The following is a 21,729-nucleotide window of genomic DNA, read 5'->3' as shown; positions in this document are numbered from 1 at the left end:
AATTGCTCTTCTAGTAAGTGAACTACTTAGATAACTATGAGAGTAATTCCCAAAAAGCTTTATCTTTAATCTTGGTCACGCGCTTATCCCCATCAACATACAAGCTGTGATGCTTTTCCAGTCCTCGGATAGTTTTCATCAGAGACTCTTGGTCTGCTTTGTCATCTTTGTTGAAAATAGATTTAATGTCCTGGTTCTTGATCTGTGCCACGCGGTGGACAATCCAAGTCAGGATGTAGGCGGAGTAATCGTTTTCACCGGTTTTAAAGTGAGTAATGTCCTGGGTGGAAAGAATCACCCCAACCCCATACTCTCGTCCTTCCTTAAGCACCTTTCTCAGGCTCGGGAAGTTCTGCGACATAAAGTTGTCAGCCTCATCCACCAGAATCATCTTGGTCATTTGGCGGAAGTCACCGCGAACTTCTGGTTTACCTTGCTTCTGCATCTGCGAATAGAAGAGGTCTAGCGTCAGCGCGACGATCAGGTTTTGGATCTCGGACGGGTAGCCTGCCAGCTCAATCACGGTGATACCGTCGATGAGCTCATAGAGGCTCACCATCTGCTCTGGGTCTGACTCGAATATCTTGAAGCGCGCCAGCTTCGACAGCGCGGCATAAAGTGAATCCTCTTCCACCTTGTCCTGGTTCAGGAAGATGTCCCACAGGTTTTCGATGGTAGGCGCTGGCTTAGACCAGGTAGAAGGATCCTCCGCGCGTATGCCTGCAAGCTCGTACGCCTCCAGGATGATGTTTTCCAGCTTGAGCTGCTGCTTCTTACCCAACCCATAGGCACGTGCCATAGTCTCGGAGAAGCCGGCTGCCGTGTGAATAGGCAGCATAGGAGTATCACCAAACAAGCTCAGTGGGTTGTAGGGCAATTTGAACAGCTTGAACTTCTTGGCATCAGTGGCGTTGATGAACTTGTCATCTACGTAGTCCGATTTGTAATCGAAGATAAGCATGCCGATGGGTTTACCATCCACGTTGTTGTGCTGATTCCGGTACAGCTGAGTGACAACCGACTTGGTGCATTGGGTTTTACCTGTGCCCATGGTGCCGATGATGCCGGTGTTGCTGTTCATGAATTTGGCTGTATTGGTCGGCTCCCACAACATTGCTTGCTGATTAAAGATGTTGTGGCCCAGCAGCACTTTCAGCGAGTCGGTACTTATGGGCGCTTTGGGCTCCACTTCTGCCGGTTGTGCAGGCTTATCTGTCGATTGAACTGCCTTTTCAGCAGGTTCAGCAGGCTTGGCTGCTTGCATTAAGGGGGCTTTCATAGCCTCTGGGGCAACGGCCGCCTCACCAGAGCTATCCTGCGTTTTGGTTTCCTCAGAATGCGGTGACTGGCTCCCACCTTCTTTCAGGCAATGCGCCTCGGGGATGCTGAAAGGATGGGCATCGGCTTTGTTGTCCACCAGGTGGATCAGCCAGGAGTAGGGCAGCTCAATCTGCAGCACATTGTGGTTTGTCGGGGTAAAGCGCGGCTCAATGCAGCTGTCGCTGCTCAGATGGGCCAGGACAATGCCATTGTAGTATCCGGGAACATTTTCCACCCCAAAGTCGCCTTTGAGCCACCACTCGCGCTTGTCCATCAGCGGGGCAAGGGAGTCTTCAGCAAGCACATCGTACAGGCGTAGTTTCTCCACCTGCATCAGCACTTGGCGGATGAACAAAGCGCGATAGAGGCGAGCCGCAAAGGTATCGGGGCCAAGTACGTCCTCTTTTAGGTAGCGCAGCAGCTCTTGGGCCTGTTTGCCGGCGTGAGCAAAGTCTGGACGGACGCCCGCTTTCACTTCCAGCGGCAATAGGTAAAGGGTTTCTCCCTTGAAGCCGACGAAGAGCACGTCATCGGAGATCGCGCCTTTTTTGTAGCCGTGAACATTGCGAGAGAACTCGCTATCGCTCATCTTCAGGCCCACATTACCGGAGACGCGTACCATCTCGGCGACTGATAGCGGCACCCAGCAGATGTCGGAGTCTTTCAGCATGGTACTGACAAACTTGTAGGCGCCAATAATGCCGTGCTTCTCTTTGCGGTCTTTTTCGCCGGTGGTGAGCATATTGAGTAGCCATTCACCGTTGAAGGCGTTGAACTCGGAAAGCAGATTGTTGGCACCCGACTGACTCTCTTTTTGCAGCAAACGCTTGAACAGGTCTACTTCCTTGGTCACGGTAATGGCGTCATAGCCGGCGGAGCTGGTGTACTGATCGGAGTAATGGATCAGCACCACATCTTTCTGTGAGGTGAAGAAGTCCAGCGTCACTTTGGGGTCGATAACCGTGGTCCAAAGGGCACTGTCGTATGAACGATTGAGCAAGGCTTTAAAGTCGGAACTGACGGCCAAGCCCAAGCCGTGGCCCAGGTACTGCTGGTTTGATTGGCGTGCTGGTTGCCACAGGTTGCCCAGAGTTCTCGCTAGGCGAAGAGGTTGATGCTGCTCTGCCTCTACCTGGCGTAGACCAAAGGAGGTGTAGTAGGAGTCACTCTTGGTCTCGGCAGCTTCGCCTGCAATCAAGCCATCACACAGCACTCCGCTGAGTGCGTCATCGATGTTGATTTGGCGGCAGTCGACACGGGCATTGTTTTTGAAGAATGCCAGGTGAGCGTATGCCAGCGGAGAGTCGTCGTTGGGCGTAACAAACTTGCTGTAGGACAGTCGGCTGCGGATCAGGTCGATGATGAGATCGGATTCGCCTTTGAGGGCCCCGCTGTTTAGACCCATCTTTTCTTTGAGCTCTTCCAGCGAGCCAGTCTCAGCAAACCAATCAAACTGGTTGGGATGCAGCTTGTCGTCATAGAAGTTGACGTGAATGGCTGGTGAGTCATCCAAGTGCTTCTTAAAGTGGTCGATAACGCCGAGGAACAGCTCCTTCGCTTCCAGCTGATTGATGGCATTGATGGTCAGTGCGCTGGCACTGCCAGCAGCAAACAGGCGTGCGTATGCCTTGGTGAACTCTGCTAGCTTGTCTTTGACCAAGCGCTGAACATAGCCAAAGTTGGCTTCTTTGTGAGGGATCAGTTCAAGCCAAAAGCTGTTCTCTTTACTGGGTACCACATGGGCAAAGTCGGATTCTGCGTGATAGACGTAAGGCATCAAGCCAGAAGCGACCAATCGCTCCAAGGTGACCTTAGGCAATGACTGGAAGGTTGATTCGCCGGCCTCTTTCTCGTCTGCGAGGGCCTGCGCCAGTTTCAGGTGATAAGCCAACACCAGCGGATGCCAGGCTGCGATGTATTCGGTGCCTTCAGAGGTCACCGTGCCAATGCGCATCAGCTGCTTTTGCTCGTGGCTTAACGGGCTGTTCGTGGCCTCGCTAGGCAGTGCGTTTTCGAATTCGTCGAGCACCGCTTGAACCAGCGCGCAGTAGCTATCTCCCCACGCAACCAAGCTGGGCAGGGTGTTGTTTTGTTGGTAGTACTGCAGGAGCGCGTTGTAAGCGCTGGCCAGGTCTGGATAGGAGGCACTGATTTCGGCATTGGATAGGCTGCGCTCTTGGCTCCAATACAGCTTGCCCTCTTTAGCAAACTCAAGTTCCCAATTGAGAAACTGCAGCTTGGTGCCACCCACCGCGCTTTCACGGTTATCGATAATGATGCGTTTTTTAGCCTGATTGAACTCGGCGTTACTGTCATCTCGCAGCAGCTTGCTAAATCGGTTTTGATTCAACAGCAAGGGCGTAGAAACACCTTTTTCGGCCGGTTGCCCCTCTACATTAAACTGCAGTGCCTCGCCCGCAGATTGGACGGCGAACTGGATAAACTCGCTTTCATTTGCCAGCACCTCAAAATCAACAAAGCCGTACTCTTGCGCATCTACGCTGTTGTCATCGATACCGAGGGCACAGGTATCGCTCGATGCCTCCCCAATCCGCAGGGTGTTCTCGTCTAACTGGAGAGTCACCCACCGCTTGCGGGGTTCAACTCGGAAGCAGTTTTTGATCTCGTCCATCATGAACTGGCCTTCGCGGACGATCAGACAGCGGAACTTATATTCTTCCGAGCGATTTTCGCGTTTGAGCTCGATGCTGAAGAAGGTGGGCTGGCCTGAGAAGGGCACAGTGACTTCGGCACGGCTGCGTTTACCGCCGCTGCGATTGAGCTGGATGCTTGCTACGCTTGCCAACTCTTTGTTGTGAGTCAGCTCAATCTGCTGGTCAGTGAGGTCGCTGCCTTCAAAGACCAGTTCGAGCGTCACCTGGCCAATGGCCTCGGTTGCTTGAATAAGCAGGCTTTGCTCTCGTTGCCCTGCTTTGGTATCAGCTTTAGCGCGTTGAATGACCGAGGCGCCCTCCGCATTCACCTCTTCAAGCACCAAGCTTTGTGCGCGATTCGTTTTTATCTCGTCGCGATAGTCTTGATAGGAGATCGCCTTCCAGTCTTTCTCTCCTTCGAAGTGCTCCTTGATGAACTTGGAGCTGAAATCGGTCATTACCGCATCGAGCTGATCCGGGTAATGCTCAACGTTAAAATCGATGGACTCCCTGAGCTTTCGGTTCTCATCCAAACGCTTTCGGATCTGGCGATCTTGCCCCTTCATGGTGAGGATGACCGGATCGTTGAAGAGGCCCAACTCGTCAAAGTGCAGTTCACCATCCAGCAAAGAACGGTACAGTGCGCGGAAGCCAAAAATAGTTGACTGGTCGTCGGTAATGACGGCCAGCTGATCTTTCAGCAGGCACAGCGATAGCTCCTTGGTGTCGCTGAATTGATCAACCAAGCCTTCGAGCTCGCGCTCAAACACCCGTGGATTCCAGATCGCCCCCTTGTCCGAAACGTTAAGCGCACTGTTGATCAGGGTATCCAGCATACTGTTGTGGATCACCAACAAGGCAGCGTTTTTGAATGCGCCACTTTTCCCCGCCACGGTATCGCGCAGGTGAGAGATGTAGTTCTCTGAGAAGCCCTCTTGGTTGTTCTCATCGGCACGGTGAAGTACGGGAATGAGTTGCACCTGGCCACAACTCAGGTACGGCAGCTCGACATTGCCATCGACGATGCGGCCACTTTCTGCTGCGCGCATAAAGGCTTGGTAGAGCGCTTTCGAGTTGTCCGAATCGGGAGATTTGAACTGGTAGCGAACCCCAGGCTCGATCTCTTTGCTAGACCACTCGGCGAACTTCTTTACGAGGTAGTCTTCAAACTGTTCGACGGACATACACGGCGTCTCCACTGTCACTCATTCTTTCTACGTTGCCCATGCGCTCATAAAAGTGCACCAGCTGTTGTTGGGACTGCCCATCGAGGTAAAACCCACGTTTTTTAAACTCACCTAGCAGTTCATGCAGGCGAAGCTTGTCACGCTCGCCGATGGCCAGATTTGTGAGCAGCAGCAGCTGGTCTTGATTCAGCACCAGCACCCGACCGGCTCGGCCGCGAGATTGGATGAAATCCCCAAAGATCTGCTTTTCACATTCCACGACGTACTTTCGGTTGATGTCTGCACGGGTGGTTTTTTCGTCTTTGAACTGCTCGATGGCCACGGTCTCAAACAGCTTAAAGACCCCTTCCAGGCTTTGAGCTGGAGGCCTCGGGGGCAGTTTTCGGTTCTCGATGAAGGCGCCAATGTAGTTGTTCAGAACATCAAGAATCCGTTTCTCGTCTTGGTACTCAGAGGCTTGTTGGAAAACATTCCAAAGAGGCTGCTTGATGCCTTTCGATTGCAGTACTTCCAAGGCGGACAGCACCGGGAATAAGACTTCGCTGGAGTTGCTCAGCAGCTTAAAGCCATGCTTGACGACATGAACTCGCTCGGAGCTGGCTTTTTCGGTATCGAGGATGAAGTACAGAGGGCGGCTTTGGGGCTCGCCGTCGCTCCAGCTTTTGATGTTAAGCGCCAGCTGAGAGACATAGGAGAACGCATAAAGTCGCAGGGTGTTGCTTAACTCTTGCAGCAGGTAGTGGGGGTGCCCCTCGAGGAACTTGAGGTCTTGTACAAAGGCCTCCGCCAAGAAGGGCAGGTAGGGGCGCTCTTTTTGGTCGACGGACTCTGACTTGTTCAGTTTTTCGCTCAAGACAGAGAGCATTTCTGCTTCGATAAAGCTGAGCTTTTCGTTGATGCGATCCTGGGTAAAGTGATTCCCCATCATCGACATGAACAGCTCCGCCATGCGCTGATCTTGCGCATTCCAGCTTTTGCTGCCTGAGCTCTTTCGCTGAGCTTTAAACAACAAGAACATGGGAGAAACGCTGAAGATGTCCATCCCTGAGAAGTAGGTGCGATTCAGTACCTCCCAGAAACTTGGGTCGTCCAGTTTGCTGTCAAAGCGCTCTCTGCAGTCTTCGCGGAAATCCTCGTAGTCGTAATCGCGTACCTCAGATTTGAGTGCATGGCTCAATACGATCCCGGTGATGGTTTCCCAGCAAAAGTCGTTGTTCTTATTGCGGACCGGTAAGTAGCTGTTGATCTTGTTGGTGTTGCTTACGGTCAACTCGTCGGGAAAGGGATACATTAGCGTACGATCTCCTCTGCGGTAATCATGCCTTCGTCATCCGTTGCGACGAACTGCTTAGAGCCCTCGTAAAACTTGAGCGTTTGGGTCTGTTTGGCAATTTCAGTGATTTGATCGACCATCTCATCCAGCAACACAACGACACTCTTGTCGTAGCGATTGGGCCGGTAGCCAAGATTGATTTTCTGGATAAGCTCAAAGAGACCGAGGCTGATCTGTACGGGCTTAAGATCGGTGTCCATGACTTTGAAGTGGGCATGGAAGTGGTGACACTTGTCTTCTTTTTGCTCAGCAATCTTGCCGTAGTTGCCTTTGATCTCAACCGGTGCGGCAAGCTTTACCTGGCCATATTGGCCTAGGAACAGCTCTTTTTTGCCCAACTCCGGCGCTTTGCGGTTCGCGTAGCGATATACCGCCGCTATCAGCTCCTTTGCGTAAAACTGCCGCAATGCCGTGAACGTTTCTTTGTTCCCCGCGGTGTGGCTCTTGTGTACTTGCCACATAGAGGCATAGGCCTCCATTGGTGTGTCATTGAATTCGTCTTGGAACTGCTTGTGATAGCCGTTGGCAAACTCTGCGTCTTTGGTGAGGTAAAGCAAACGAATCAGCGAGCCGGCATCACCCTGCTTGACCTCAGTTCGCGGCAAAGCAATGTGCTTCTCGCGAATCTGTTCGATAAAACGGTCGAGTTCAGGATCGGGTAGGCCAAGCTCATAGCGCAATACGAGCTGGTCAAGCTGTTGGGTGCGCAGATTCGCGGGATCGAGCTCCGCTAGGCGTTGGAGCAGCTCATCGTCTCCACCAGAGAACAGGTTGTCCCAGAGATACCCATCCTCGAGTAGGAGATGGTGCAGCAGGTCAAGCAGCGCCCGAGTAGTGATGAACTGATCTTTCTTCAATCGCAGTTTGAACAGATTGGTGATGAGGACGTTTTGAACCTCTGGGATGGCCAACATTTTAAAGTTCGCCAGAAGTTTCTGACTGTCCTGAACGCTCCCTTCCCGCTGCGCAATGCAATAGAAAGGATTTGTTTCGTCTTGCCTCGTCAGTTTGTCAAGAAGCATCGAGGTAAATTCAGAGGAGGCCGCTTGATCCTCGGAAAAATAAAATTTTGGATAGTCTTCGAAGTCGAGAAACTGGAATTGGCTAGAATTTAACTCTGACTGGGAGAGAAAGTCTTCAATAGCGGTTTTAATCTCACTATGTCGAGCATCTCCTTCCTTGGCAAAATTAGCCAGCATGCCGATGTTGATACCAACGACCAAGGGTTTATCGTCCGCCATGCGCTTATCGAAGAGCTGATCCAAAGCTTCGATCGCTGATTGGTGAGGGGAAAAGCTGTGCGTAGCATCCAGGTGGAAGCGGTAGCGGCTGCCAGACTTGTCGTAATGCCGGGTTAAGATTTCGGACTTGCCGTCACCACTACTGCCGCATAAAAAAATGATGTCGCCACGGGATGCGCTGGCGAGCAGCTCCTTGAAATCTCGTTCGATGGCCTGAGTGACGTACAGAGAGTCTTTGAGCTCGTCAAAGTAGTCTGTTTGCCGTTCTTTAACGGTCGATACTGAAAATGGGGAAGACTTTGACAGGACGCTGAGCGCCTGTCTGAGTGAAACAGTATTCATGCGCTTGGATCGATTGGCCAAATATTTGTCAGATGCTAACTGTAATGACTTTGGTTAGATAGTGGAAGGTTGGCGCCCATGAGTGAAATGTGACGCCTGTAGTGGCTGGCGGCTCGATTGTTTTGGTGGGGTGTCGGTAATGTTGTTGGGTGGTTTATCTGATTTTCTGCTTTGTTGCCTGTGGACTAAAGCCGGATGGCGAGGTTAATGCGCCTAGTACATACATAATATGTCTCGGATGGTTTTCTCTTTGCTGGTTGCAAAGGCCCCCCTACTGCCCCAAATAGCTCTTCAGCGCCTGTTGCCACTCCGGCGAGGTGCGTACTTTCAGCAGGGCCTGGTTGAGCTCTTCACGGATGGGGCTGTCGTCGGGCAGCACCAGGCCGTAGTTTTGCCGCTCAAACTGGTAGGGAAGTACTGAGATAGATTCGAACCGCCCCTCGGCGCTGGCCTGGCCCAGGGCGTATTTGAGCACCGCATCGTCCGCCACCACGGCCTGCACCACACCGGCGTCCAGCGCCTCCAGTAGGGCCGCCAAATCCTCGAACTCGCGATGGCGGATGCCCTTGTCCGTCAGGTACACCGACGCCGTGCTTTCGGTTTTGGCGCCGACGCGCTTGCCGCGCAAGTCCTGCGGGCCGTTGATGTCGGAGGTGATGGCCCCCAGGGTCAATGAGCTGGCCAGGGCGGCGGTGACGCTGGCGAGGAAGAAGGTGGTGAGGATGGCCAGCAGCACCGTCAGCACCCGCCCGGTAAGGGTGTGAAACTCGTAGTAGTTAAAGGGCCCCTTGGTGATGAACAGAAGCCCCAGGATAAAGCCCTCCACGCCCCGGCCGGCGGCGCTGTTTTGGGTGTAGAGCTTGTCGTTCACTTTGCGCTCCAGCAGGTAGTACACCAGGCCCACGCAGGCGGCGATCAGCGCCACCACGCCCAGTACGGCCCACAGGGTTTTGTTGGTCAGCAGGTTGCCAATCATGGCGCCGATGCTGCGGGGTTTGACGGCGATGGCCAGGTGGGTTTCGTAGAAGGAGTGGGAGAAGTCGAGGCGTGCTTCCCGCTCGGGGGTGATGGAGATGCAGGAAACGCCGGCATCCAGCTCTCCGGTGGCCACTTTTTCCAGCAGCGCGTCCAGCTCGTAATAGGCCATCTCGTAGGGCAGGGCCAGTTGCTCGGCTATCTGCTGCCACAACAGCAAACTCAGGCCCCGGTATTCGCCGTCGTCCTGCTCGATGACAAAGGGCGGGCAGGGGTAGCTGCCGACGGACAGGGAAGACTGCGCCTGGGCGGGTAGCAGTGTGCCCCAAAAGAGGAGAACCCCCAGCAGGGCGCCCAGCCCAAGCCCTTTACCGCCACACCCCACTCTTGCCCCCATGTGCCCCCCGCTATGCCGCTGCGCTTGCCCGGCGCTGTCGCCAAGACTGTTCAGCATAGATGAGGGGGCGGCGTCAGGCTCACAACTCGAAGGCCAGCACCTGGTAGGCCGGGGTCTGGTAGGGGTGGGCGGTTTTCAGGGCGGCGATGATGGTGTCCTTCAGCGCGGCGTCGAACACCAGCTCCACCTTGTGCTCCGGCTCGCGGTGCAGCTTTCCGACGGTACCGAGAAAGGGCGCGCTGCTGGGCAGGGGGCGGTACTGGCCTCGTCCCTCGCTGACCCAGCAGCACTGGTCGTAATCCCCCAGCCGGCCGGCACCGGCCTCGAACAGGGCGGTAAGCAGCCCCTCCAGGTGACTGGCGGGGACGTACACCTCCAGTTTTTTCAGCGTCATGATGGGGCCCTTTTAGTGACACGACAGTGCCAGCCTAGCAGCTTTGGCGGGGCCCAATTGGTTTGCCGGGGAAACCACTTCGACATTGATTCACCCGAATGTTTTGCACAATGAAGGGCAGGATCCTTGCCGGATGATTCGTACAATTTTTGTGCGAGCCTGGTCAAATAACCCTGAAATTTATCAGGTTATCTTCCTCCTCCGAGTGGTCCTCATTACTGAGGAAACGCTCTCTATGGAGATGATGAACCATGATGGATACTAAGAAAAAACCCCTTTGGATATTGCTTGCTTCGGCCTTGGCGGTCGGCATGGCCGGATGCTCCGGCGACGACGGTAAAGACGGCGCCGACGGTGCACCGGGCACACCGGGTGAAGATGGCCAGCCGGGCACTTCCGGTTTGCACATCGACATGGCCGAAGAGGCCGTGGCGCAGATCAGTGGCGCCAGCTACGCCGGTGGCACCATTACCCTGGAGTTTGACCTGGCCAACCGCCAGGGCGTGGGCCTGTTCGGCCTGAGCGGCGAAAACCCGGATCACGACTTCCGCTTCTCCCTGGCGCAGCTGCAGCAGGAGGAGGGCAGCGAGCTCAAGCAGTGGTTCTCCCTGCTGAACGAGACCACCAACGAGGCGGGCACCACCTTTGAGCAGGGCTTTGAGAAACTGAAAGACTGCCCCGAGTGCCTGACCGACCACGGCGACGGCACCTACACCTACACCTTCAAGACGGACTTGAGCGGCTACGAAGACGCGGCCGGTGTGGTGTTTGACGAGGCGCTGACCCAGCGCATCGCCATCGAGATGCAGTTTGAGTACGCCTCGGGCCATGAGCTGGCGGAAAACGCCCACTACGACTGGATCCCGGCCACCAACGCCCAGCAAGGGATTGGCACCCGTGATCTGGTTACGCTGGAAACCTGCTACACCTGCCACCAGAGCGACAGCCTGAAAGCCCACGGGGGCCGACGTCTGGACATGGAGAACTGCCAGTCCTGCCATAACGGCGTCGTCTCCGATCCCAACGGTGTGTCCGTGGAGCTGGGCCACATGATCCACGCCATCCATATGGGCCCGAGCCGGGTGGGGCTGGATGACACCGGCACCGAAGTGCCGATGCCCTACACCGTTGAGGGTTACCACGGCCCCCACGCCTTCGATTACCCCGCCTTCCCCACCAAGCCCTTTATGGACTGCACCGTCTGCCACGTGGCGGACGAGAACCTGGCGGATGGCGAACTCTGGATGGCCAACGCCAACGGCAACGCCTGCACCGGTTGTCACACCGACCGCCCGGTTCAGCATGGCAGCTTCACCGTGCCCGAAGGCATGAGCTGCACCGATTGCCACGGCAGCGTTGACCACACCCAGTCCCGCGCGCCCTATGAAGCGGCCAAGGGCTACAGCGTCGAGGTGTTCAATGTGATGGTCACGCCGGAAAATCTGCTGACCTTCGACGTCGAGGTGCTGGATGACCAGGGCAACGCCGTCACCGAAGAGGAGATCTACCAGCAGGGTTACTCCAACCCCTACATGGTGGTGAGCTGGGACGTAGAGAAAGACTACCCGGCCCAGGAGGTGCTCTCCGATGATGGCACCACCACCATCGGCACCACCTACGATCATCGCCGCTTCAGCCTGAAGGGGGATGGCTCCTCCGTGTACGACAACGGCGTCTTCCACGTCACCACCTCCAAGGTGAAAAGCGGCAAGACCTACGTGATGGACCTGCCGGCGGACATCGCCATCCGCACCCTGGAGATCCTGCCGGTGCTGAAAGTGTGCTTCGAACCGCACAGTGCCGTGCGCACCGACTGCACCAGCGAAGGCGCCTACCCGGCCTACGTGCAGACGCCGGGCTACCGCACCATCCTGGGCGATACGGACGCCACCGTGGCGCAGCGCCGTGCCATCGTCGATGACGGCAAGTGCTTCGGCTGCCACAGCATGGAGTTCTACCACGACTCCAACGGAGTGAACTGCATCGCCTGCCACACCAACGACAAGACGCTGAAGAGCGACTCGGCTTCCGGGGGCTTGAAGTCCACCAGCTTCATGTACAAGGCGCACAAGGCCCAGGGCCACGACAACGGCCACGGCGGCAGCGGCACCCTGCTGAAGACCGACTGCACCACCTGCCACTCGGCCACCGAGGGTTGGGGCGGCATGGACTACGGCTTCGCCCTGGGGCGCAACGCGGGCCAGGCCCACGCACTGCCGGCCAAGATTGGCGATCCGGACGCGGCCACCTGGTACGCCTCCTCCGACACCGCCGCCTGCATGAGCTGCCACCAGAAGTACCTGTCTGATGCGGCCATGGCCCACATCCGCGGTAACGGCGGTTACTTCGGTGCGGTCAAAGCGGACGCCAAAGCGGCTCAGGAGGCCTGTGCCACCTGCCACAGCCCGCAAAAGGTCATGGGCCATCACGGCCATGAGTTGTAACTCGCAGTAGGGCCTCCACTCCCGGCCCGAACCGAGTCCCTGCAAATGCCAAAGGCGCCCTAGGGCGCCTTTTTTCTGTCGGCGTGAGAAGGAGAATCGCGCATTGCGATATTCGCAATTGCCACGAAGGAAATTTCGAAAACCCACAACAAAACTGCAACCTTTGCCACCCTTTTACATTTTGCTCCGAGCGGAGCGACGGGTTGGCCATCTGCAACATAGACAGGGCTTTGACGGGCTGGATAAGGTATCCGGGCCCCACTGGGAGTTTGGGGGCGTTTACTAATAAAAACAGTGGTTTCTTATTCAAATGCAGGGGGATAAGGATGCCAGAAGGATTGAACCACGAAGAGTGCGCTCTGGAGAGTTTCCGGCCCTATGTGCTGGTGAACCCCCGGGCGGGCAACAAGGTCCGCAAGCGGATCTGGGAGCTCAGCCTGGAGGAGTGCCGGCAGCGGGCACGAGTGCACGAAACCCGGGATGGCGATGATCATCGCATCCTGACCTTGAAACTGGGCAAAAAGGTGTTGGCCCTGGATCGGATCCAGCTGCACTGCAGCCGGTTGCGGGTCCCCCGAGGCCAGGTCGCGCAGATGAAAAGCAAGCTGGTCGAGGCGGTCCGCAGTGGGCTGTTTGACCTGGAGCTGCTCAATGCCCAGGAAGCTCAGCGGCGACGCCGAGCGCCCAAGTAACCCATCAAGCCGGCCCCAAGGGCCGGCTTTCTCGTTGGGGACTCAGTGGGGGGCACCGCGCATGGCGGCGGCGGGCCAGTTGGGGGCCACTACTTGCTCGATAAAGGCGTCCTTCTCGGCGTTGAAGGTGGCCATGTCCATGTTCACCGCGGCCTGGGCGGCGGCCTTGGAGCTCAAGTCCGGGTAGACCACTTCGGTGACGTTCAGCTGCTCGTGCACCAGCTCCAGCTTGGCCCGGGCCATGTTCACCTGGCGACGGGCCACGGCCAGCAGGGCCAGGGCCTCGTCCGGGTTGTGGGCGTGGATCCCGTGGGAGGCGACGGCGAAGTCCCAGCGCCACTGGGCGTGGCGGATGTCCAGGATGGGGCTGTCCATCATGGCCCACTCGGCGCCGGCGTCCCAGGCGGCCTTGGCTTCGTAGTGGGCCTTCACCAGCAAGTCCTCCACCTCGGTGCGGGCGGCGTCGATGTCGGCCTTGTTCTTGGCCAGGGCGGCGCTCAGGGCCCCCTTGCTCTCGTGGCAGCCGGCACAGGCCAGATCGAAGTTCTCCAGGGCGTGGCCGACGTTGTGGTCGCTGTAGTGGCGGCCGTCCTCGTTGGTGCGCTTGGGCATGTGGCAGTCGATGCAGGTGGCCCCCGCCTCGGCGTGGGCACTGCGGCTCCAGGTTTCAAACTCCGGGTGGCGGGCCTTGAGCATGGGGGTGCGAGAGATGGGGTGCAGCCACTCGTAGAAGCGGCGGGTGTCGTAGTAGCGCTCAATCTCGTCGGCGGTGCTGCCGAAGATCCAGGGGATGTTCACCTTGTTGTGGGCTTCCGGCTGGAAGTAGTAGGTGACGTGGCACTGGCCGCAGGTCTGGGCCCCCTGCATCGCCGGGCTCTGCTTCTCAAACGCCAGGTTCACCTTCTCCATGGCGTTCTTGGCGTGGGGGCGGGGCAGGTGCAGGGCGTCGCTGCCGCTCTCGTGGCAGTCGGCACAACCGATGCTGTTGGCCATCTGCAGGCCCTGATCGGTGAAGTCGGTGGCGGCGAAGTTCTCCTCCCCCATCTCGGCCATCACCCGGGGCACGTCCGGGGATTTGCAGGTCCAGCAGCTGGCGGAGTAACCCTTCTCGTCCGGGCCCTTTGCGGGCACGCCGGTGCGCAGGGTGTGGGTGACGTCCGCAATGGAGAAGCGGTGGCCCCGGGGGGTGTTGTAGTCCTTGGCAAAGCCGGAGCCGGCCCAGAGCACCACCATGGCGGGGCGGCGCTCCAGCTCGTCCGCCTGGCGGGTGGTCTCTTCGGTGGTCAGCCAGCTGTCGTACTGAACGGGGTAGTCTTCTTGCCAGCTGGCGTTGTCCGCCGGTTGGGGTTGGGGGCTGCAACCGAGCAGCCCCAGGGAGAGCAGTAGGGCGAGGTGCCGAGTCATGGGGTTCCTTAGCTTGGCATCAAGGGGTTAGGAGAAGTGTATCAGCCTGGGCGGCCATCGAGGCGCGGACGGGTGAGGATCCCGCTGTAGTGCCACAAAAACAGGCCGAAGGCGGCGCTCCACAGGGTGCCGGCCAGCCAGTGCCAGGTGACGCTGTGCTCCGGCAGCCACATCGGCAGCAGGGCGCGCACCAGGGCGGCCAGCAGAATCATGGCAAAGGCCGGGGCCATCCAGGGGCCCTGGTAGAGGTTGTGGCCGGTGTGACCCAGGGAGACCCGGGCGATCATCGCCAGGCACATGCCGCCGATGGCGCCCACGGCCAGCAGGTGGGTCAGCTGGCGGGTGGCGGACTCGTTGCCGTCAAACCAGGCCAGCCCCAGCAGGGTCAGGGCGATGCAGAGGTAGCTTAGGTGCAGCGACCACAGCAGCGGCTCCTTGGCGGTGCGCAGGGGGTGCCAGCGAGCCTGGCGGGCCAGTTGCAGCACGCCGGCGCCGAGCAGCAGCCCCTGGCGCAGCGGCCCCGGCAGCAGGCCCGCGGCGGCGTCGATGGCCAGCAGGGCCAGGGCGGCAAACAGGGGCCACTCCAGGGCTTTGAGGGGCTCGGCCTTGGGAAGCTTGAGGCGCATGGCGGTGAAGAAGGGCACCACCCGGCCGCCGACAAAGGTGATGAGCAGGGCCATCCAGCCGATCATCCCCTGCCAGAGTGCCCCGGCCAGCACCAGGTCACGCTGGTAGAGGGCCCAGTAGCTCAGCAGGTTGGCGCCGGCGGCCAGGGTCAGCAGCAGTGGGAAGGCGATGTTGCGCCACTGGCGCACCCGCTGGATGCTCCAGCCTAGGCGAGCGGCGGTGCCCAGCAAAAAGGCGGTGTCCAGCAGGGCCGGCAGCCACAGGGGGATGGCCATGGGCAGCAGCAGGAGCACCCGGGCCCCCAGCCAACAGGTGAACAGTGCCGCCAGGGGCCAGCGCTTGAGGCCGGGTTGGTTGGTCCAGGTTTGCACCGCGGTCAGCAAAAAGCCGGCGACGATGGCCATGGCGAAGCCGAACAGCATCTCGTGGGGGTGCCACCACAGGGGGATCACTGGGCTGAAGAAGGGGCGGCTGAGCAGCGCCGGGTGGTACCACATCACCAGCCACAGGGGGATCACCAGCACCGCTAGGGCGGCGCCACCGAGGAAGAAGGGGCGAAAGCCCAGGCGCCACAGGGGCCAGGTGGTCTCAACCTTGGAGGGATCATCGATGTTGATCATGGGCGCCTCGCCGCGGGGACTTAAAGATGCATAAATAATGCAACAAATGGTAAGGCCTGCCCCAATGGGTGGCAAGGACTATCTGGGCTGAACGGCCTGGTTTCGAAATTTTAGAACGCTATGGCCTGAAAACTGCAGTTTTAATTCGCTCTGGTGGCGCTATTCTCGTTCCATCGATTTCAAGGAGGTGCGCCATGTGGCGAAATAGTGAACAAGGATACGGCTGGGTGGGGATCGCCCTGCACTGGCTGGTGGCCATCGCGGTGTTTGGGCTCTTTGGCCTGGGGCTGTGGATGGTGGATCTCTCCTACTACTCCCCCTGGTACCAGCAGGGTCCGGCGATCCATAAGGGCGTCGGTCTGCTGCTGCTGGCCCTGGTGTTGTTCCGCCTGCTGTGGCGGGCGGTGAACCCCAGCCCCAAGGCCCCGGACGGGCACCATCGGCTGGAGCGCCTCGGCGCCAAGGTGGGCCACGGCCTGCTCTACGCCCTGCTGCTGACCCTGATGGTCTCCGGCTACCTCATCTCCACCGCCGACGGGCGCCCCATCGACGTGTTCGGCCTGTTCCAGGTGCCGGCGCTGATCACCGGTTTGCCCCGTCAGGAGGACCTGGCCGGCGAGGTGCACTTCTACCTGGCCTGGGGGCTGATCGCCGTGGCCGTGGGCCACGCCCTGGCGGCCCTGAAACACCACTTCCTGGACAGGGACACCACCCTGGTCCGCATGTTGAAACCGACTCAATCCCAGAAATAAGGAGCATTTCCATGAACGCATTGATCAAAGGCGCCGCCCTGGCCGCCACCCTGATGGTCCCTACCGCTTTTGCCGCGGACTACGTCATCGACACTAAGGGCGCCCACGCCTCCATCAACTTCAAGGTGAACCACCTGGGCTACAGCTGGGTGGTGGGTCGGTTCGACCGCTTCGACGGCCAGTTCAACTACGACGCCAGCAAGCCCGAAGCCACCCAGGTGACGGTGAACATCGATCCGGCCAGCGTGAACTCCAACCACGCCGAGCGCGACAAGCACATCCGCGGCAGCGACTTCCTGGACGTCAGCCAGTTCAAGAGCGCCCAGTTCGTCAGCCAGCGCTACGAGGTGGTGGACGAGACCCGAGGCAAGCTGCACGGCGAGTTCACCCTGCGCGGCGTGACCCAACCGATGGTGATCGAGGTGACCAAGATCGGCGAAGGCCAGGACCCCTGGGGCGGCTACCGCGTCGGCTTCGAAGGCCAGGCGGAGATCGTGATGAAGGAGTTCGGGATCCCCATGGACTTGGGCCCCCAGTCCGCCACCGTCCAGCTGGACCTGCACGTGGAAGGGGTCAAGCTGTAACTGACTCCTCACGCAGTGAACAGGGCGGCCTTCGGGTCGCCCTTTTGCTTGCAGTGGCGCCCCCAACAGGGTTAACTGCGGGGCATTGATGGGAGGGCGCATGAGCGACAAGGGCGGTTTGCACCGCGACTACTACCGGCGGGGCCCGGATTACCGCTGCGGCGAACCCGTGGGCTTCGGTGAGGTGCGCAGCCAGTTCGGCTTCGGTGGCCTGGTGGTGGGACGCTGGGTCACCAAGGAGGAGAGCGCCCTGGCCGCCAATTTGGTGTTCGACGCCCTGGCGGACTTGGCCTATCTGCTCAACGTGCCGCCGGCCACTTTAGGACTGCGCCAGTCCCTCAACCTGGCCTTCGGCACCGGCGGCCAACCGGGCGCCCAGGCCCATTACGCTCCTCGCAGCCAGACCCTGGCCCTGGCCAAGAACGCCGGGGCCGGCGCCCTGGCCCACGAGTGGTGGCACGCCTTCGACCACTACATCGCCGGCCGGCTTTTTGCCGGCAAGGCGCCCGGGAGGCTGAGCTTCGCCAGCGATCTCTGGCTGGCGGAGCGGCCGGTCAAACCCCACCCCCTCAACCAGCGTCTGCAGGCCCTGCTGGCCACTGTGATGCTCAGCGCCGATGGCCAGGCTCAGCACGATTTCGTGCGCCGCTCGGTGGCGCTGGATCGCCAACTGGGGCGGCGCTACTTCAGCCTGCCGACAGAGATGATGGCCCGGGCGTTCGAGGCCTGGGTGCAAAGCCGCAGCGCCATTAAGAACGCCTACCTGGTCAGCGGCACCCGCCAAAGTGAGGTGGCCCAGCTGGGGGGCTACCCGGATGAGGCCCACCTGGCGTCCATCGACCTGGCCATCCGCGGCTACTTCGAACCCCTGGGCCAGGCCCTGTCCCGCTGACTCAGGCGGGAGTTGGCTCCGCGTCCTCTTCGGGGCTCAGGATCTCCTCGTACAGCCGCTCCACCTCCATTTTGGCCACGCCGACGGTGCTGGCGATCTTCTCCACCTGGGCCCGCTCGCTGGCCTCGATGCGCCCGTCGCAGGCGCTGACGTGCACGGCGGCGCGGACGATGAGGGTCTTCATCTCGGGGTCAATCTGGCCGGCGTACTGGCGGATGTCCTTGAGCACCGCTTTGAGATCCTGGCCCACCGCGGTGGCGGCCTCGGTGAGGGTCTCCACCGGGATCACCTCATCGGTGAGCTGGTGGACGATCCCCTGGATGGTGGCCAGCTCCGCCTCGTCCAACTCGCCGTCGGCCATGGCCACCACCAGCATCGACTGGTAGACCGCCTTGAGCCCCATCTGCACGTGGTGGGCCTCCTTGTTCTCCTTGCTCTTGAACAGGTACATCACCAGCTCGAACAGCCCCTTGAGCACGCTGATGGCGCCGATGATGAGCACGACGTAGAACAGCCGTTCGGTGGCCAGCAGCACGACAAAGGTGCCGACCATCATGGCCAGGCCGATCAAGATGGCGCGGATTCCCGGGTATTTCATGGATCACCTCCCTGTGGTGATGCGGTGGTCAAGTTTTGCTCAACTTCGCAGGGAGGGGATTGTTTTGCAACGGTTTTACCGAGGAAAGGGGCGGCCGGTGTATCCGGCCGCCTCGTCGCTCAGGGGAGGACGGTGAAGCGGGCCTCCAGCACCTCGATGCTGCCGCCGCTTTGCACCTCCACCGACAGCAGGTGCTCGCCGGCGCCCAGGGCATCGGCGTTAAAGGGCAGGGCGGGGCGGGAGCCGCCACCGGTGCCGCCCAGATCCCAGGGGGCGTAGTTCTCCACCTTCACCACGTCGTTGCGGGCCGGGTCATCCAGGTAGAAACGCACCTGGTCCGGGCCGGACTCCGGCAGGATAAAGACGTAGATGTCGCCGCTGACGCTCTGGCCGTCCAGGGCCACCGGACTGCTGCGATCCGGGCTGGCGGAGAGCCAGATACCGCTGTCGCTGCTGGCGCTTTGCACCGTCAGCTGCACCGTGGCCGTGGCGCTGCTGCCCCCGCCGCTGGCGGTGACCGTGGTGCTGTAGCTGCCGGGGCTCAGGCCACTGCTGTCGAGATTCAGGGTCAGCGCCAAGGGGGTTTGGCCACTGTCCGGGCTCACCGTCAGCCAGCTGGCGCTCTCGGAAAGGCTCACCGAGGTGGACTCGCCGGCGCTCAAGGTGGTGTTCAGGCTGCCGCTGTCCCCTTCGACCAGGGTCAGGGCCAGGCTGTCGGGGCTGAAGCTCAAACCCACCGGGGGCGGCGGTGGGGCGCCGTCGTTGGCCACGGTGAAGCTGGCGAACCGGGAGACGCTGCCGCTGTCGAGGTTGAGATCCACCCGCATCTGGTAGAGGCCATCGGCCAGCTCGGTGGTGTCGAACGGCAGAGCGTCGCGGTTGCCGGCGGTGCCGCCCAGATCATAGGGCGCCACCCCCTCCCGTTTGACCTGGCTCAGGGTGCCCTGGCCCAGGAAGAAGGTGGCGGAGTTGATCCCCGCCTCGGGGGCGACAAAGACGTAGATGTCGCCGGTGACGGTTTGATCCTGCAGGGCCACGGCGCCGCTGCGCTGGGCATTGCCGGAGAGCAGCAGTTGGTAGTCATCGGTGCTCACCTGCAGCAGCACCGGCACGCTGAGCCGGGCCCCGTCGGTGCCGGTGACCAGGATGTCGGTGGCGTAGCTGCCCGCCCCCAAACCCGTGGCGTCGAACTCGACGCTGAGGCTGAGCGGCGCGGTGCCGCTGGTGGCGGAAAGGCTCAGCCAGTCCACCGACTCGCTGAGGCTGATGTTGCCGCCGCCGGCCTGGTTGATCTGTAGGTCGGCGCTGGTGGTCTGATCCGGCTCCAGCTGGCGGGTCAGGCTGCTGGGGCTGGCGGACAGGCCGCTGCCGTCACAGGTGTCGGCGTACTTGAAGCGGTCGATGATCCAGGGGTCCTGACCGTCCTCGACGCTGTAGATCTCCACCTGCATCTCCCCGTCGGCGGTGAAGGTCACCCGGCCGACGTGGTGGGCGGTGTTGTCCCGCATCGCCGTCCAGTAGGGGGGCGGATCGTTGTTCCACTCGGAGAAGTCCTTGTTGCGGTTGGACAGCTTGCCCGCCGGACTGACCTTGACCCAGCTGACCCCTTCGCTGCGGGTGTAGCAGTCCAGGGCCGTGGTGGTGGGGGTGTTGTTCTTGGGCACGTCCACCAGGGGGAAGGTGCGCTCGTAGGACTGGTCGTGGGAGGTCAGCACCAGCTTGACCCCGTACTGCTCGAAGATGGGGCCCACCTGGTCCCGCAGGGCCTTGGCGCTGGGGTGGTTGCTGCCGTCGGAGAAGGGGGCGGCGTGGAAGTAGGCGACGATCCAGCGGTAGCCGTCGTCGGCCACGTCCGCCAGGTGGTTGGTGAGCCAGGCGAGGGCCTCGTCCGGCATGCCGTCGTTCTCCCGCAGGCCGTACACCGAGATGAAGTGCACGTCGGCCACGTCGAAGGCGTACATCCGGCTGCCCTCCCAGCCGCTGGGGGTGGCGAAGCGGGCGGCCCAGGTGTCGTAGTCCTCACCCAGCAGCACCTCGTGGTTGCCCCAGGTGGGCATCATGGGGATCCGCGGCGCCATGGAGACCATCTGGTTGAACCAGGCGTCGATGCTGCGATCCAGGGTCTCGTAGCGGCGATCGCTGTTGAAGTAGATGAGATCGCCGCCGGGCAGCAACAGGTCGGGATCCAGGGCGTTCATCGCATCGATGCTGGCCTGCACCCCGGTGCCCAGCCCGTCGTCGCGGCCCAGCAGGCCGGTGTCGGCGAAGTAGATGAGGTCCCAGCTCTGGCCCACTGCCGGGGCGCTGCGGGTCTGGTAGACCTGGCTGAACACCCCGGGGCGGATCCGCACCCGGTAGTCGTAGTCGGTGTCGGCGCTGAGGCCGGAGAAGCTGACCTCGTGGAAGATCCCCTCCTCGGTGGTGTGGCGCACGCTGCCGAAGGCGTCCTGCCAGCTGGTGGTGCCGCTGACGCGGTACTGCAGCTGGGAGGCGGTGCCGTCGTTGTCGGTCTGCCAAAGGGCGGTGATGGTGTCCGGGCCCTGGTCCCAGGCCAGGTGCAGCTGGCGGGCGTCGTCACTGTCGTTGGCCACGCTCAGGCTGATGGTCACCGAGGCCGAGGCGTAGCCGTCGGCGCTAAGGCTCAGCTGGGTCTGGTAGGGGCCGGGGCTCAGCCCCAGGGTGTTGACCTCCAGGGTGAGGGTGGCGGGGGTGGTGCCGGTACTGGGGCTGATGCTCAGCCAGCCGGCGTTCTCCGCCGAGGTGAAGCTCACCGCCTCGTTGTCCGAGGCGGACAGCGCCAGGGTGGTCGAGGTGGTGGCCCCGGGCGGGGCGTTGAGGCTTACCGTGGTGGGATCCACCAGCAGCGACGGGGTGTCGTTGTCCACCACGATGCTGCCGGAGAGCTCGATGGGATCCCCGCTGGTGGGGAAGAGGGTGGCGGTCACCACGTGGGGGCCGTCGTTGAGGCCGGTGGTGCTGTAGGGGCGGGAGTCCTTGTTGGACTCGGTGCCGCCCAGGTCCCAGGGGGCGTTGTTCTCGGTCTGCACCAAAGTGCCATCGATAAAGAAGCGCACCTGCTCCAGGCCGTCGTCCTGGTCGACAAAGACGTAGATGTTGCCGGAGACCGTGGGCCCGTCGAGGGGCTGGGGACTGGCCCGGTCGGCGGTTTCGGACCACATCAACTGGTAACCCAGCGCCGCCGGCGCCACCAGGGCGAAAAGCAAGACCGCACAACGTCCTAACCAAGCCATACCCCTGACCTCCTGGCTCACA

The 21,729-nt window shown here is 60.4% G+C and carries 15 protein-coding genes; 5 read left to right on the top strand and 10 right to left on the bottom strand.

The genetic code is table 11. The annotated features are described in order from the left end of the window. Nucleotides 1–34: 34 nt before the first annotated feature. The 5 genes from dptH to KUV81_RS16330 all read right to left on the bottom strand — a co-directional run bounded on the left by dptH (nt 35) and on the right by KUV81_RS16330 (nt 9,843). Entirely contained in the window at nt 35–5,158 is a 5,124-nt protein-coding gene (gene dptH, locus KUV81_RS16350) for a DNA phosphorothioation-dependent restriction protein DptH (protein ID WP_222544963.1), read from the bottom strand. Continuing rightward, the gene (gene dptG / locus KUV81_RS16345) at nt 5,139–6,452 is read right to left on the bottom strand and encodes a DNA phosphorothioation-dependent restriction protein DptG (protein ID WP_222544962.1); all 1,314 of its coding nucleotides are present in this window, start codon (nt 6,450–6,452) and stop codon (nt 5,139–5,141) included. The genes dptH and dptG overlap by 20 nt, the downstream gene beginning before the upstream one ends. Beyond that, on the bottom strand, nt 6,452–8,077 hold the full coding sequence (gene dptF / locus KUV81_RS16340; RefSeq protein ID WP_222544961.1) for a DNA phosphorothioation-dependent restriction protein DptF: 1,626 nt from the start codon (nt 8,075–8,077) through the stop codon (nt 6,452–6,454). Before dptF ends, dptG begins: the two co-directional genes overlap by 1 nt. Before the next feature lie 271 nt (nt 8,078–8,348). Beyond that, nucleotides 8,349–9,449: a transporter substrate-binding domain-containing protein gene (locus tag KUV81_RS16335; RefSeq protein ID WP_222544960.1), complete on the bottom strand. Its 1,101-nt coding sequence runs from the start codon at nt 9,447–9,449 to the stop codon at nt 8,349–8,351. Between the two features lie 79 nt (nt 9,450–9,528). Next, the gene (locus tag KUV81_RS16330) at nt 9,529–9,843 is read right to left on the bottom strand and encodes an NGG1p interacting factor NIF3 (RefSeq protein WP_261389445.1); all 315 of its coding nucleotides are present in this window, start codon (nt 9,841–9,843) and stop codon (nt 9,529–9,531) included. Between the two features lie 311 nt (nt 9,844–10,154). On the opposite strand from KUV81_RS16330, the gene KUV81_RS16325 reads away from it, so the two are divergent. Then, entirely contained in the window at nt 10,155–12,287 is a 2,133-nt protein-coding gene (locus KUV81_RS16325; protein ID WP_261389444.1) for an OmcA/MtrC family decaheme c-type cytochrome, read from the top strand. Nucleotides 12,288–12,613: 326 nt separating this feature from the next. Beyond that, on the top strand, nt 12,614–12,979 hold the full coding sequence (locus KUV81_RS16320) for a hypothetical protein (RefSeq protein ID WP_222544958.1): 366 nt from the start codon (nt 12,614–12,616) through the stop codon (nt 12,977–12,979). On the opposite strand, the gene KUV81_RS19915 is transcribed toward KUV81_RS16320, so the two are convergent. The 3 genes from KUV81_RS19915 to KUV81_RS16310 are packed head-to-tail and all read right to left on the bottom strand — an operon-like array spanning nt 12,952 to nt 15,630. After that, complete coding sequence (locus tag KUV81_RS19915; RefSeq protein ID WP_409995575.1) at nt 12,952–13,035, bottom strand: hypothetical protein; 84 nt, start codon at nt 13,033–13,035, stop codon at nt 12,952–12,954. The two genes, KUV81_RS16320 and KUV81_RS19915, sit on opposite strands and share 28 nt — an antisense overlap. Next, the gene (locus tag KUV81_RS16315) at nt 13,022–14,383 is read right to left on the bottom strand and encodes an ammonia-forming cytochrome c nitrite reductase subunit c552 (RefSeq protein WP_222544957.1); all 1,362 of its coding nucleotides are present in this window, start codon (nt 14,381–14,383) and stop codon (nt 13,022–13,024) included. The genes KUV81_RS19915 and KUV81_RS16315 overlap by 14 nt, the downstream gene beginning before the upstream one ends. 41 nt (nt 14,384–14,424) lie before the next feature. Beyond that, nucleotides 14,425–15,630 carry an NnrS family protein gene (locus tag KUV81_RS16310; protein WP_222544956.1) on the bottom strand — a complete coding sequence of 402 codons (1,206 nt, stop codon included), beginning with the start codon at nt 15,628–15,630 and terminating at the stop codon, nt 14,425–14,427. Nucleotides 15,631–15,824: 194 nt separating this feature from the next. Between KUV81_RS16310 and KUV81_RS16305 the strand changes: the two genes are divergently transcribed. The 3 genes from KUV81_RS16305 (at nt 15,825) to KUV81_RS16295 (ending at nt 17,858) form a co-directional block, all read left to right on the top strand. Then, a complete protein-coding gene (locus KUV81_RS16305) occupies nt 15,825–16,382 on the top strand; it encodes a cytochrome b (protein ID WP_222544955.1) in 558 nt (185 codons plus the stop codon). An 11-nt stretch (nt 16,383–16,393) separates the two neighbouring features. After that, nucleotides 16,394–16,966 carry a YceI family protein gene (locus KUV81_RS16300; RefSeq protein ID WP_222544954.1) on the top strand — a complete coding sequence of 191 codons (573 nt, stop codon included), beginning with the start codon at nt 16,394–16,396 and terminating at the stop codon, nt 16,964–16,966. A gap of 100 nt (nt 16,967–17,066) precedes the next feature. Next, nucleotides 17,067–17,858, top strand: a complete 792-nt coding sequence (locus tag KUV81_RS16295; protein ID WP_222544953.1) for a CLCA_X family protein — start codon at nt 17,067–17,069, stop codon at nt 17,856–17,858. A 1-nt stretch (nt 17,859) separates the two neighbouring features. On the opposite strand, the gene KUV81_RS16290 is transcribed toward KUV81_RS16295, so the two are convergent. Then, complete coding sequence (locus KUV81_RS16290) at nt 17,860–18,456, bottom strand: tellurite resistance TerB family protein (protein WP_222544952.1); 597 nt, start codon at nt 18,454–18,456, stop codon at nt 17,860–17,862. Nucleotides 18,457–18,575: 119 nt separating this feature from the next. Next, on the bottom strand, nt 18,576–21,707 hold the full coding sequence (locus KUV81_RS16285) for a BACON domain-containing protein (RefSeq protein ID WP_222544951.1): 3,132 nt from the start codon (nt 21,705–21,707) through the stop codon (nt 18,576–18,578). Nucleotides 21,708–21,729 lie beyond the last annotated feature (22 nt).

This window comes from Ferrimonas balearica (assembly GCF_019802085.1).
In the GTDB taxonomy this organism is placed as follows: Bacteria; Pseudomonadota; Gammaproteobacteria; order Enterobacterales; family Shewanellaceae; genus Ferrimonas; species Ferrimonas balearica_B.
Note: the sequence above shows the minus strand (reverse complement) of the source record. Positions and strands in the feature narration are given on the sequence as shown.